At 67.3% G+C, this 12,280-nt stretch carries 14 protein-coding genes and 1 tRNA gene; 10 read left to right on the top strand and 5 right to left on the bottom strand.

The annotated features are described in order from the left end of the window. Positions 1 to 24: 24 nt before the first annotated feature. Positions 25 to 894 (bottom strand): CheR family methyltransferase, encoded by an 870-nt coding sequence (locus tag ACQ4L4_RS12905; protein ID WP_431104601.1) that lies wholly within the window; start codon positions 892 to 894, stop codon positions 25 to 27. Between the two features lie 185 nt (positions 895 to 1,079). Here ACQ4L4_RS12905 and ACQ4L4_RS12900 point away from each other — a divergent pair, with 185 nt between their 5' ends. The 4 genes from ACQ4L4_RS12900 to ACQ4L4_RS12885 all read left to right on the top strand — a co-directional run bounded on the left by ACQ4L4_RS12900 (position 1,080) and on the right by ACQ4L4_RS12885 (position 3,628). After that, a complete protein-coding gene (locus ACQ4L4_RS12900; RefSeq protein WP_377152982.1) occupies positions 1,080 to 1,799 on the top strand; it encodes a GGDEF domain-containing protein in 720 nt (239 codons plus the stop codon). Beyond that, on the top strand, positions 1,796 to 2,608 hold the full coding sequence (locus ACQ4L4_RS12895; RefSeq protein WP_431104600.1) for a MinD/ParA family protein: 813 nt from the start codon (positions 1,796 to 1,798) through the stop codon (positions 2,606 to 2,608). The genes ACQ4L4_RS12900 and ACQ4L4_RS12895 overlap by 4 nt, the downstream gene beginning before the upstream one ends. Before the next feature lie 37 nt (positions 2,609 to 2,645). Further along, a complete protein-coding gene (locus ACQ4L4_RS12890; protein ID WP_377152986.1) occupies positions 2,646 to 3,092 on the top strand; it encodes a group II truncated hemoglobin in 447 nt (148 codons plus the stop codon). Positions 3,093 to 3,244: 152 nt separating this feature from the next. Then, a complete protein-coding gene (locus ACQ4L4_RS12885; protein ID WP_431104599.1) occupies positions 3,245 to 3,628 on the top strand; it encodes a hypothetical protein in 384 nt (127 codons plus the stop codon). Between the two features lie 112 nt (positions 3,629 to 3,740). On the opposite strand, the gene ACQ4L4_RS12880 is transcribed toward ACQ4L4_RS12885, so the two are convergent. The 3 genes from ACQ4L4_RS12880 to radC form a co-directional block, all read right to left on the bottom strand. After that, positions 3,741 to 4,436 carry a hypothetical protein gene (locus ACQ4L4_RS12880; protein WP_431104598.1) on the bottom strand — a complete coding sequence of 232 codons (696 nt, stop codon included), beginning with the start codon at positions 4,434 to 4,436 and terminating at the stop codon, positions 3,741 to 3,743. 236 nt (positions 4,437 to 4,672) lie between these two features. Beyond that, positions 4,673 to 5,314: a Smr/MutS family protein gene (locus tag ACQ4L4_RS12875; protein WP_377153002.1), complete on the bottom strand. Its 642-nt coding sequence runs from the start codon at positions 5,312 to 5,314 to the stop codon at positions 4,673 to 4,675. Next, positions 5,311 to 6,033: a RadC family protein gene (gene radC / locus ACQ4L4_RS12870; RefSeq protein ID WP_431104597.1), complete on the bottom strand. Its 723-nt coding sequence runs from the start codon at positions 6,031 to 6,033 to the stop codon at positions 5,311 to 5,313. The genes ACQ4L4_RS12875 and radC overlap by 4 nt, the downstream gene beginning before the upstream one ends. Before the next feature lie 73 nt (positions 6,034 to 6,106). On the opposite strand from radC, the gene ACQ4L4_RS12865 reads away from it, so the two are divergent. From ACQ4L4_RS12865 to ACQ4L4_RS12850, 4 genes are all read left to right on the top strand, one after another. Further along, positions 6,107 to 6,553, top strand: a complete 447-nt coding sequence (locus ACQ4L4_RS12865; protein ID WP_377153006.1) for an FKBP-type peptidyl-prolyl cis-trans isomerase — start codon at positions 6,107 to 6,109, stop codon at positions 6,551 to 6,553. An 8-nt stretch (positions 6,554 to 6,561) separates the two neighbouring features. Then, positions 6,562 to 7,533, top strand: a complete 972-nt coding sequence (ispH, locus tag ACQ4L4_RS12860; RefSeq protein ID WP_431104596.1) for a 4-hydroxy-3-methylbut-2-enyl diphosphate reductase — start codon at positions 6,562 to 6,564, stop codon at positions 7,531 to 7,533. Between the two features lie 145 nt (positions 7,534 to 7,678). Further along, on the top strand, positions 7,679 to 8,974 hold the full coding sequence (gene serS, locus ACQ4L4_RS12855; RefSeq protein WP_431104595.1) for a serine--tRNA ligase: 1,296 nt from the start codon (positions 7,679 to 7,681) through the stop codon (positions 8,972 to 8,974). 157 nt (positions 8,975 to 9,131) lie between these two features. Further along, positions 9,132 to 9,219, top strand: a tRNA-Ser gene (locus tag ACQ4L4_RS12850). A gap of 145 nt (positions 9,220 to 9,364) precedes the next feature. Here the strand turns inward: ACQ4L4_RS12850 and ACQ4L4_RS12845 are convergent. After that, the gene (locus ACQ4L4_RS12845; protein WP_431104594.1) at positions 9,365 to 9,778 is read right to left on the bottom strand and encodes a response regulator transcription factor; all 414 of its coding nucleotides are present in this window, start codon (positions 9,776 to 9,778) and stop codon (positions 9,365 to 9,367) included. A gap of 203 nt (positions 9,779 to 9,981) precedes the next feature. Here ACQ4L4_RS12845 and ACQ4L4_RS12840 point away from each other — a divergent pair, with 203 nt between their 5' ends. After that, entirely contained in the window at positions 9,982 to 10,791 is an 810-nt protein-coding gene (locus tag ACQ4L4_RS12840; RefSeq protein WP_431104593.1) for a substrate-binding periplasmic protein, read from the top strand. Between the two features lie 69 nt (positions 10,792 to 10,860). Next, positions 10,861 to 12,258, top strand: coding sequence for an FAD-containing oxidoreductase (locus tag ACQ4L4_RS12835; protein WP_431104592.1), 1,398 nt, complete (start codon positions 10,861 to 10,863; stop codon positions 12,256 to 12,258). The last annotated feature ends 22 nt before the right edge of the window (positions 12,259 to 12,280 follow it).

Raw genomic sequence — 12,280 nt, 5'->3', positions numbered from 1 at the left:
CGTGCGGCGGATCGTTCGCGGCGATCAGCCGACGCGCTCGTAGATCGTCTTGCCGCGCAGGCGGAAGAGATCGCGGGAATCGGTGAAGTTCTCGGAATGCCCGACGAACAGCAGCCCGCCCGGACGCATCACCTTGTGGATGCGCTCCAGCACCTTGCGCTGCGTCGGGGCGTCGAAATAGATCATGACGTTGCGGCAGAACACGACGTGGAAGGGATCACCCAGCGACCACGAGGCATGCATCAGGTTCAGCGGGCGGAAGTCGATCATCTTCGCCAGTTCGGGGCGCACGCGGATGCGGCCCGCGTTGGCCCCTGTGCCGCGCAGGAAGAACTGCTTGAGCCGCTGCGGCGACAGGCCGCGGGACTCGGCCGCGTAGACGCCCTTGCGCGCCGTGTTCAGGACGTTGGTGTCGATGTCGCTGGAGACGATCTGCACGCCGCTGTTCGCGCCCAGCGATTCCTGGCAGGTCATGGCGATGGAGTAGGGCTCCTCGCCCGTCGATGCCGCGCAGCACCAGATGCGGATCGGCTTGCCGGTGAGCGTCTTGAGGTCGTCGGTGAGCGACGTGAAGTGGTGGTCCTCGCGGAAGAACGAGGTCAGGTTGGTGGTCAGGCAGTTCACGAACTCCTGCCACTCCTGGTCGCCTTGCGGGCCGGTGACGCCCTCCAGCCATTGGAGGTAGTCGGCGAAGCTCTTGTAGCCGGTGTCGCGCAGGCGGCGCGACAGCCGGCTGTAGACCATCGCATGCTTGCCGTCGTGCAGCGAGATGCCGGCGTGCTGGTAGATCAGCTGGCGGACGCGTTCGAAGTCGGCCTTGCTGAAGCTGAACTCATGATCGATCGCCTCCACCGGCGACGGGGCCGCGAGCGAGACCGGTTGACCTTGGCGCATGGGGCTGTTTGGTTTTCTTCGAAGAGGAGATGCCGTAGCACCGGGTGATCACCATTGTCGACAATGCTAGTTTGATTGTGTTTGGTCCATTTGATGTGTGAAAGAGGTGGGGGGAACCCCTCTTTTCTGCGCGCTCATTTGAGGGGGAAGCCGCTAGACTGCGCCGGAAATTGCTTGAATCGACCTTGGACGCTCCGCAAAGTCTCATTGCAGCCCACAAGCTGCGCCTGGACCTGGCCCTGCAGCTGCTGCAGCAGGCCGGTGCGATGCTGCCCGACGCGGAGCCGTATTCGGAGCCGTGGCTGCAGGGCATCCTCGACGCCTTGTGCGATCTCTCCAGCAAGGACGCGTTGACCGGGCTGGTCAACCGCCGCAGCTTCGAGATGGCACTGGGCCGCGAGGTCGATCGCGTGGCGCGGTCCGGGGAACCGGCGCTGCTGCTGATGCTGGACATCGACCACTTCAAGGCGGTCAACGACCAGCACGGCCACGCGGCCGGCGACATGGTGATCCGCGCGGTCGCCCAGTCGATCGCGCAGACGGTGCGGCCGATGGACACGGTGGCACGGATCGGCGGCGAGGAATTCGCCATCATCCTGCCCAACTGCCCGACGTCGTTCGGGGTGACGGTCGCGGAACGCATCCGGCAGCGGGTGCAGGCGCTGGCGATCAGCGCCGGCGCCGGCCATGCGCCGCTGACCTGCACGATCAGCATCGGCGGGGCGTTCGCGCCGCAGTGGGTGCGGTCGTCGACGCTGATCTGGACGGAGCGGGCGGACCGCCAGCTCTACCGCGCCAAGGCCGAAGGCCGCAACCGCGCCTGCCTCGAGAGCCATGTGGACTCGCTGGTGAGCGCCGAGGAAAAGGGCATGTTGTTCGCCGTAACGCAACAGGATAGTGAATGAGCAATACAACAGCTCCTGCTGCATCGAATGCCCGCGGAGGCGCTCGCACCTTGGCCGTCACGAGCGGCAAGGGCGGCGTGGGCAAGACCTTCGTCACCGCCAACCTGGCGGCGGCCCTGGCCGCGCGCGGCGAGCGCGTGCTGGTGCTGGATGCCGACCTCGGCCTGGCCAACCTGGACGTGGTGCTGAACCTGCACCCCAAGCTCACGCTGCACGATGTCTTCACCGAGCGCTGCACCCTGGAGCAGGCGATCCTGCCGGCGCCGGGCGGCTTCCACGTGCTGCTGGCGGGCTCGGGCATGGTCGAGTATTCGCGGCTGACGCCCGACGTGCGCGACAAGCTGCTGCACATCCTCGAGGTCGTGCGGCCGCGGTTCGACTACGTGCTGCTGGACACCGGCGCCGGCATCTCGGACGTGGTGCTGTTCTCGGTGTCGATGGCGAATGACGTGCTGGTCGTCGCGACGCCGGAACCGACCTCGCTGACGGACGCGTACGCCACGATCAAGGTGCTCGCGACCCAGCAGGAGCGCCGCCTGGTGCGCCTGATCGTCAACCAGGCCAACCGGCCAGGCGAGGGCAAGCTGATCTGCGGCCAGCTGCAGCAGGTGCTGCAGCGTTTCGTCGGACCGACGCCGGGGCAGACCTTCAAGCTGGAGCTGCTCGGCGAGGTCAAGAACGACCCGATGGTGCGGCAGGCCGTGCTCAAGCGGCAGTTGCTGCTGGAGCATTACCCCGGCTGCGACGCCGCGCAGGGGATCCGCGGACTTGCGTCGAAGGTGCTGGAATACTGTGCGGGTCACGCGTGACCCCCTCCGCTTCGCGCTTCCTGCTCCCCGCTTCCTGATGACCGATTCCACCGATACCGGTGCCGCCGACGACACGGCGAGCACCGAAGACACCCCGACGGGGGCCGCTCCCGCCACCCCTTTCGAGTGGGTCGGCGGCGAGGACGCGGTGCGGCGACTCGTCGACCGCTTCTACGACCTGATGGACCTCGAGCCGCGCTTCGCGCAGTTGCGGGCGATCCACCCGACGACGCTGGATGGCTCGCGGGACAAGCTGTTCTGGTTCCTCTGCGGCTGGCTGGGCGGGCCGGACCACTTCGTGGAGCGCTTCGGCCATCCGCGCCTGCGCGCCCGCCACATGCCGTATCGCATCGGCATCGCCGAGCGCGACCAGTGGATGACGGCGATGACGCAGGCGATGGCCGAGTGCGAGCTCGACGTCGAGTTGCAGCGGCGCCTGGCGGCGTCTTTCGCCAACACGGCGGACTGGATGCGCAACGTCTGAACTGCGGGTGCTTCGCCGCGTCCGGGCATAGTCTGCAGTGACTGGAAATGATGTAAACGGAGCTTCCAGCGTGCATATCTGACACTGGCGCGGGTCGCGTCAGGGCACCGATGAACACGGCCCCGCCGCCTTCGTCTACCGTCGCGACCATCATGTACACGCTGCTCCACGACGATGAGGTCGGCATCGACGCCAATCCCGACCTGATGCATGTCCGGATCGACGATGGCCGCCTCTGGCTGTCCGACGATGCCCGTGAAGACATCGAGGTCTGCGCCGGTTACTGCCCGGACACCGACAGCCCCATCCAGATGCTGAACTTCCTGCGCGCGGCCTGCGTGCGGCTGCAGCATGTGGACATGGACGGCGAGGAGGCGGAGCACGCCTTCATGTCGTTCTGCGTGCTCAAGGGCCTGGAGCATGCGATCGAGACGCACTGGCAGGGCGCCGAGTCGGTCGGCGAGTTCCGCCCGGAGCGGCTGCTGATGGCGTTCACGACGCCCGTGTCTCCCTACGGCAGCCTGATGCTTCACTGATGTCGCCGCCCGGAAGGGCGAGGCGTTGACGCAGGAGGAAAAACGCCGGCCACGCGATTCGCGTGCCGGCGTTTTTGTCATTTCGGCCTCTGCACGAAGCCAGCGCGGGATGTCAGTCCATGCGGAAGGCGAAATCCTGCTGGAAGCGGTGCTCGCCCGGGCAGACGTAGCGCGACTTCAGCGTGCCCTCGATGGCGTTGGAGAACGCGCGGCGGGTGCGGGCATCCATCGATCCGCCGAGCGTCTGCAGTTGCACGGCGACGACGCGGCCGCCCTGCACGTCAGCCACGGCGCGGAATACCGCTTCACCGGTCCAGTTCACTGCGGGCATCTCCGGCGCCGCCATCTGCGTACAGATCGCGCCGGGCGTCTTGATGGTGGTGGGCGGGGTCGTCAGGGTGGGGGTCACCTCTTGCTTTGCGCCGGGTTCCGTCACCTCTGATGGCGTGGATGTCCTGCCGTCGGTCACCCCCACGGCGACGATGACCGGCTCTTTCGTCTGGGTGATGTCCACCGGAGGAATCGGTACCTCGACCACGCGCGGGGTCTGGATCGTCGGCTCCAGGATGCGCAGCGGCTCGGCGGGTTTGAGCTTGTCCTCGGGTTCGACGATCGTCTTCAACTTGATGAGCGGCGGCGCCTCGACGGCGTGGCGCTGGAAGCCCTTCACCAGGGCCCCAACCATCAGCAGGTGGACGAGGCCGACCAGGAGGAGGCCGGTGGTGCGGGCATTTGGAGCGCGCATCCGGCCGCGGATCCTGGCGGCGGTAGCGAGAGCCGGAAAGGTCGGCGACGTGGACATCAACATGCGTGTTCCCTCCCCATCGAAACGATGGCTGCGTGGTTGTGGAGACTCAATTTGTTGAGAACGGTTCTCGACTACGCCGGCATGTCCGCAGACTAGCCACGCGGCCACGGCGATGCAATCGCGTGTTCCGGAAAACAACGTGGAGCGGGGGAGGGGAAAGCCCGTGTGGGCGAGGGGCGGGGAGAGCGGCGACGCTCGATGGTTGCTCCCTCGTGAGGGGGACCCGTCGCGAGGGGTCAGGTCGCGTTCAGCAGGACCATCAACGCGCCGCTGCCGCCATCACTGGCGCGGGCCTGGACGAAGGCCAGGACTTCCTGCTTCTGTACCAGCCAGCGGCGCACGCGCGCCTTCAACACGGGCTCGCGCCCCGGCGAGCCGTTGCCCTTGCCGTGGACCACGCGCACGCAGCGCAGGCCACGCCGGGCGCTGTCGTGGATGAAGTGGCCCAGCGCCTCGCGCGCCTGATCGCGGCGCAGGCCGTGCAGGTCGATCTGCGCCTGCAGCGACCAATGGCCGCGTCTGAGCTTGCGCACGGATTCGGCCGAGATCTCCGGTCGGCGGAAGGACAGCGTCTCATCCGTCTCCAGCAGCGAATCGACGTCGAAATCGTCCGACAGCGCCTGCTTCCACGCCATCTGCTCGTCGAGTTCGCGCTGGCGGGGTTCCGGCTCAGGTCTGCCGAGGTTCAGGATCACGCGGTTGGTGTCGGGCAGCGGCACGACCATGCCGACGGTGCGCTCGAAGATGCGGGCTTCCTCGTCGCGCAGGCGGGCCAGCGCGGCCTCGCGCTCGCGGCGCTCTTCCTCCGCGCGTTGGCGGAGCTTCAGTTCTCGATGCAGCGTCTGCAGGTCTTGCAGGCTGCGCAGTCGGTCGGTCACAGCAGGCCCAGGTCGGTCATCGATGCGGGCTGGCCCACGCCGACGATGAAATGGTCCAGGACCTTCACGTCGATGAGCGCCAGCGACTCGATCATCGCGCGGGTCAGTTGGACGTCCTGCGGCGACGGATCGGTACGTCCCGAAGGGTGGTTGTGAACCAGGATCACCGCGGCGGCGTCCAGGATCAGCGCGCGTTTCACCACCTCCCGGGGGTATGCAATGGTATGGGAAAGGGTGCCGTGGAACAGCGTCTCCAGGGCGATCAGCCGATGCTGGGTGTCCAGGAACATCACGGCGAAGCACTCGGCGCTCTTGCCGTCGTACTCCAGGCGCAGGTAGTCGCGGACGGCTTCAGCCGATTCGAAGACCGGGCCGTCGCCGAGTGCGTGGCGGAATGAGCGCCGCGTGATCTCCAGCACCGCCAGCAGCATGCTTCGCTTCGATGGCCCCAGCCCCTTGATGCCCGCAAGCGCGTGGGCGGGGTCATTCAGCAGGCACTTGAAACCGCCGCATTGGTCGAGCACGTCGCGCGCAAACGTCAGGACCGGGCGACCGGGCAGGCCTGTACGGAGCACGATGGCCAGCAACTCAGCGTCGGAGAGGGTGGAAGGGCCCTGCGCGAGCAGCTTCTCCCGTGGACGAGCCTCGGGTGGCAGCGCGGCGATGACCGACATGACAGAGGGCCTGGGCAAGGCGATCGGGGCGGCGAGAACGGTCATGAGGAGACTCGGAGGAAGGATCGTGGCGCTCCAGCCTAAAATCACCCCTCGATTCCCAAAATCCCCCTGACTAGTGAACCTCGTTCAACCAGGATCCTTCCTGACCCTGCATTACCGGCTGAGCGGGCCGGACGGCCAGGACTTGATCAACACCTTCGCCGACAAGCTGCCGGCCACGCTCACGCTGGGCGCCGGCGAGCTGGCGCCCGCGATCGAGGCGCGCCTGGTCGGCCTGGCCGAGGGCACGCACACCCGCGTCGAACTGGCGCCGGGCGAGGCCTTCGGCGAGCGCAACCCCGAGCTGCTGCAGCGCGTGAAGCGCGCGCTGATGCGCCAACTGGGCGATCCGGACGAGGAGTACCACGTCGGCGACGTCGTGCAGTTCCCGACGCCGGACGGTCAGGGCCAGTACGCCGGCGTGGTGCGCGAGCTGGGCGAGGACTGGTTGCTGTTCGACTTCAATCACCCGTTGGCGGGACAGCCCGTCAGCTTCGAGGTGCAGCTGATCGGGGTGCTGTGATGACGGCCATGGACGTGAACATGAAGGACATCGTGCTGGCCGAGCCGCGCGGCTTCTGCGCCGGCGTGGACCGCGCGATCGAGATCGTCGAGCGCGCGCTGAAGAAGTTCGGCGCGCCGATCTACGTGCGGCACGAGATCGTGCACAACACCTACGTCGTCAACGACCTGAAGGCCAAGGGCGCGATCTTCATCGAGGACCTGGCCGAGGTGCCGCCCGGCGCGACGCTGGTGTTCTCGGCCCACGGCGTCAGCCAGGCGGTGCGCAAGGAGGCCCAGGAGCGTGGCTTCCAGATCTTCGACGCGACCTGCCCGCTGGTGACGAAGGTCCATGTCGAGGTCGCCAAGCTGCACCGCGAGGGCTATGAATTCATCATGATCGGCCACAAGGGACATCCCGAGGTCGAGGGCACGATGGGCCAGCTCAGCGACGGGATCTATCTCGTCGAGGAAGCGTCGGACGTGCCGCACGTGCGGGTCAAGGATCCGAGCCGGTTGGCCGTGGTCACGCAGACGACGCTGAGCGTCGACGACGCTGCCGAGATCCTGCGCGCCGTGAAGAAGCACTTCCCCGAGGTCCGCGAGCCGAAGAAGCAGGACATCTGCTACGCCACGCAGAACCGCCAGGACGCGGTGAAGGTGATGGCGCCGCAGGTTGACGTGGTGGTGGTGGTCGGCAGCCCGACGAGCTCCAACAGCAACCGCCTGCGCGAGCTGGCGGAGCGCCTGGGCACGCCGGCCTACATGGTCGACGCGGCCGAGGACGTCCAGGCCGAGTGGCTGGAAGGTCGCTCGAAGGTGGGCCTCACGGCGGGGGCTTCGGCGCCGGACGTGCTGGTGCAGGCCGTGATCTCGCGACTGCGCGAACTGGGCGCGACGACGGTCCGCACGCTGCCGGGCGTCGAGGAGCACGTGCGCTTCCCGCTTCCGATGGGACTGGGCGACAAGTCGATGGCCGAGGTCACCAGCGGCCGATCTTGATCGTCGTGGCTTCCCTCTTCGGAGGGCGGCCCGCCGAGCTCCCGATGAGCTCCGGCTGAGCTCACGCTGATCGACATCCCCCCATGCCATCGCCGACGCCCCCCCGAAGCGGGCCGCCGTCGGCGCAGAACACGAAAGACACACCATGCTGGACATCACCCTGCTGCGCAAGGACCTGGACGCCGTCATCGAGCGCCTCCAACAGCGCAAGAACCCCCAACCGTTCCTGGACGTCGAGCGTTTCAAGACGCTGGAGACCGACCGCAAGCAGGTGCAGATCCGCACCGAGGAACTGCAGGCCAAGCGCAACCAGCTGTCCAAGCAGGTCGGCATGCTGAAAGGCAAGGGCGAGGACGCCAGCGCCGTGATGGCCGAGGTGGCCGGCATCGCCGACGAACTGAAGGCCGGCGCCGAGAAGCTGGACCTGATCCAGCATGAACTCAACACGATGCTGATGAGCGTCCCCAACCTGCCCGACGCCAGCGTGCCGGCCGGTGCGGACGAGACCGGCAACGTCGAGGTGCGTCGCTGGGGCCAGCCGCGCGAGTTCGACTTCGCCGTCAAGGACCACGTCGACCTCGGAGCTCCGCTGGGCCTGGACTTCGAACTCGGCGCCAAGCTGTCGGGCTCGCGCTTCGCCTTCCTGAAGGGCCCGGTGGCGCGCCTGCACCGTGCGCTCGCGCAGTTCATGCTCGACATGCAGACGCAGGAGCACGGCTACACCGAGTGCTACACGCCCTACATCGTCAACCGCGAGATCCTCGAAGGCACGGGCCAACTGCCCAAGTTCAAGGAAGACATGTTCTGGGTCCTGCGCGGCGGTGACGACGAACAGAGCGAGCAGTACCTGATCTCGACCTCGGAGATCTCGCTGACCAACTCGGTCCGTGAGAGCGTCCTCTCGGTCGATGAACTGCCGGTGAAACTGACGGCGCACAGCCCGTGCTTCCGCTCGGAGGCCGGCTCGGCCGGTCGCGACACGCGCGGCATGATCCGCCAGCACCAGTTCGACAAGGTCGAGATGGTCCGCATCGAGCAGCCCGAGCACAGCATGGCCGCGCTGGAAGAGATGACCGCCCACGCCGAAGCGGTGCTGCAGAAGCTCGGCCTGCCGTACCGCACCGTGCTGCTGTGCGCGGGCGACATGGGCTTCGGCTCGGTCAAGACCTATGACCTGGAGGTTTGGCTGCCGGCGCAGAACACCTACCGCGAGATCAGCTCGTGCTCGAACATGGGTGCGTTCCAGGCCCGTCGCATGCAGGCGCGTTTCAAGACCGCGCAGGGCAAGAACGAGCTGGTGCACACGCTGAACGGCTCGGGTCTGGCGGTGGGCCGTACGTTGGTCGCGGTGCTGGAGAACTACCAGCAGGCCGACGGCAGCATCACGGTGCCGGAAGCGCTGCGTCCTTACCTCGGCGGCAAGGACGTGCTGAAGGCCTGAGCTGGCTGGTAGGGCGGGGGAGAAACGGGGGAACGGCGGCTGTAGCGGTCGCCGACGCGTCTTTCGCACAAACTCACGCGAGTTCTTGCCAAGCCCTCTGAAACCTCGCTATACTCTTAGGCTTAGTCGCTAACGACCACAGCGATCACCGAATTCCGGAGAGGTGGCAGAGTGGTTGAATGTACCTGACTCGAAATCAGGCGGACGGAAACGTCTCGGGGGTTCGAATCCCCCCCTCTCCTCCAGAACAGCTTGTTGAATCAAGCACTTAGAAAACCCGCCTAGAGCGGGTTTTCTTTTGTCCGCAGTGAGTTGATTGGAGTTTCCACAACTCCGCTGCGTAACTCACCGGCACCGGTTCCCGAATCGCCAGCGATGGCGATGGCGGTCTCAGCGCATATGCAGCGAACTCAGGCTCATGGGCCGGCTCGCCGCCAGTCGTGGAGCCTCGGCCAGCACGTTGAGGTCAGCCAGGAACTGCTCGAAGTCGCGGCCCTTGTCGTAGAAGGCGTTGGCGCCGTTCTGCACGCACAGCGGTCCATACATCTCCGACTCGCGGTTGCTGAGGACCAGGATGGTCCCGCCGAAGCCGGCCAGGCGCAGCTTGCGCAGCACCTCCAGCCCGGAGCCCGAGGCCAGCGCCAGGTCCAGCACCACGACATGCGGGCGCGTCAGTCCGACGGTGCACAACGCCTCCGCCTCGGTGGCGGCGAGGCCGACGACCGACAGGAAGGGCTGTTCCTTCAGTGTCGCCAACAGATGCTTGCGGACCAGCGGGGAGTCTTCGACAAGAACGACTTTCATGTATCAATTTTGCGCTTTTAAAATTGACAGAACCATGTGGAAAACCGAACGGTTGCGCTACCACGTGACATTCTCTGGACGTCGTCGATGACAAGCCCCCATCCGGGGGCGTCGCCGAAGGAGGTGCCGTCCCTGCCTTGTGGCTCCGGGGAGCCAGGCGCACACTGGACCGAACCCCCACCGCGATGGCTCTCAACGAGGCAATGAATCCATCCGGCCCGTCCGCCGATCGAGGGCCACGCCGTCGCTCCGTCGTGGGCGGCCTGGCGCTCGCCTGGGGGGCCTCCGTGTGGGGAAGTCCCCGACCCCGCGTGCTGCGCGCGCTGGTGGAATCCTGGCCGCCTTATCTCGTGCCCGGCACCGACGGGAGCGTGCGCGGCCTCGATGCGGAGCTGCTGCAGGCGATCTGCACGCAGGCGGGTTACGAGCTGAACTGGATCCGCGGCTCGGCGCAATGGCGCAAGCGGCGCTTCCGCGAGTTGCTGAACGACCAGTTCGACGTGATCTTCTCGGCGACGCCGGTGCCCGGTCGGGGCCGGATCGTCATGTACAGCCGGACCTATCGGAACGAGGCCTTCATGGTCGCGGCGGCGGACCGCCGCGATCCCCTGCTCGATGGGCTGAAGGGCTTCGAGCAGGTGCTCCAGCGTCGCATCCCGCTGCTGCATGTGGACGCGCTCGGCCTCGGTGCCGACTTCGAGGAATGGCGCAAGCGCCTCTCCGACGCAGGCCTCCTGCTCCCTTACCAGACCACGCGCCAGGGCGTCGACATGCTGCAGCTCGGACGCGCGTCGTTGATCCTCGGCGACGACCTGGACGTGCATGCGCAGGCGCGCGCCTCGGGCGTGCAACTGCTTCGGCAGCCTTTCGGGCGCAGCGTGCAGCCCGTGTGCCTGATGCTGAGCCGCCGTCGGCTCGACGAGCGCGACTTGGCGCGCATCGACCAGGCGATCCAGGTGTTGGAGCAGCGGGGCGCGCTCGCCGCGATCCGGCGGCGCCACGGCGCGACCTGAGCGGGATGACACCGCATCGCCGCCCGACGATGGCAGACTCGGCGACGACCCCTCTCCTGGAGCGTTGCCGTGAGTGAATCCCTTGAGTCCCCCGACGCCTTCGACGCCATCGTCATCGGAGTCGGCCAGGCCGGCCCCGCGCTGGCGGAGCGCATGTCGCAGGCCGGCTGGCGCGTTGCCGTCATCGAGCGCTCGCGCGTCGGCGGCACCTGCGTCAACACCGGCTGCATCCCGACCAAGGCGATGGTCGCCAGCGCCCATGCCGCCTGGGTCGTGCGCGAAGCCGCGCGCTGGGGCGTGCGGGCGCCGGCGCAGTCCGGCGTCGACCTGCCCGCCGTCATCGCGCGCAAGGAGCGGATCTCCGGCCAGTCGCGCCAGAACGTCGAGAAATGGCTGCGCGGCATGGACAAGGTCGAGCTCGTCATGGGCCACGCACGCTTCGAGGATCCGCACACCATCAGCGTCGAAGGACGGCGCCTGCGCGCGGACCGCTTCTTCATCAACGTCGGCGGCCGCCCCGCGCAGCCGGGCGTCGAGGGCCTGGACTCGGTGCCCTGGCTGACCAACGCGTCGATCATGAAACTCGACGAACTGCCCAGGCACCTGGTCGTCGTCGGCGGCAGCTACATCGGGCTGGAGTTCGCGCAGATGTTCCGGCGCTTCGGGTCCGAGGTGACCGTCGTGCAGCGCGGCCCGCGGCTGGTGCCGCGCGAGGATGCCGATGTCTCCGAGGCCTTGCGCGGGATCCTTGAACGAGAAGGCCTGACCATCCGCACCGGCGCCGAGTGCGTGAAGCTGGCGCCGGCCGAGGAGGGCGTCGCCGTGCGAGTGAACTGCCAGACCGGCGAGCCCGAGGTGCGCGGCAGCCACGTGCTGATCGCCACCGGCCGCAAGCCCAACACGGACGACCTGGGCCTGGACCGCGCCGGCGTGCGCGTGGACGAACGCGGCAACATCGTCGTGGACGACCAACTGCGCAGCAGCGTGCCCCACATCTGGGCGCTCGGCGACTGCAACGGCCGCGGCGCGTTCACGCACACGGCCTGGAACGACTTCGAAGTCACCGCGGCGAATCTCTTCGACGGCGCCGCGCGCGGCGTCGGCGATCGTGTCGTGACCTACGCGCTGTACACCGATCCGCCGCTGGCGCGCATCGGTCTCGGCGAGCAGGAAGTGCGAGCGAGCGGCCGTCCCGCGTTGATCGGCACGCGGCCGATGGCGCGCGTCGGCCGGGCGATCGAGAAGGGCGAGACCGAGGGCTTCATCAAGATCCTCGTCGATGCCGAGTCGAAGGCGATCCTCGGCGCCATGGTGCTCGGCGTCGACGGCGACGAGGCGGTGCAATCGCTGCTCGACGTCATCGCGTCGAAGCGGCCGTACACCGACGTCACCGCCGGCGGTGTGCGCATCCACCCGACGGTGAGCGAACTTCTGCCCACGGTGCTGCAGTCGTTGAAACCACTGTGAGCTACTGTGAGTCGCTGCGAGC

The organism is Roseateles noduli, from assembly GCF_050626985.1.
Classification (GTDB): Bacteria; Pseudomonadota; Gammaproteobacteria; order Burkholderiales; family Burkholderiaceae_C; genus Roseateles; species Roseateles noduli_A.
The sequence above is the reverse complement of the archived record's forward strand: the minus strand, read 5'-3'. Positions and strand labels throughout refer to the sequence as shown.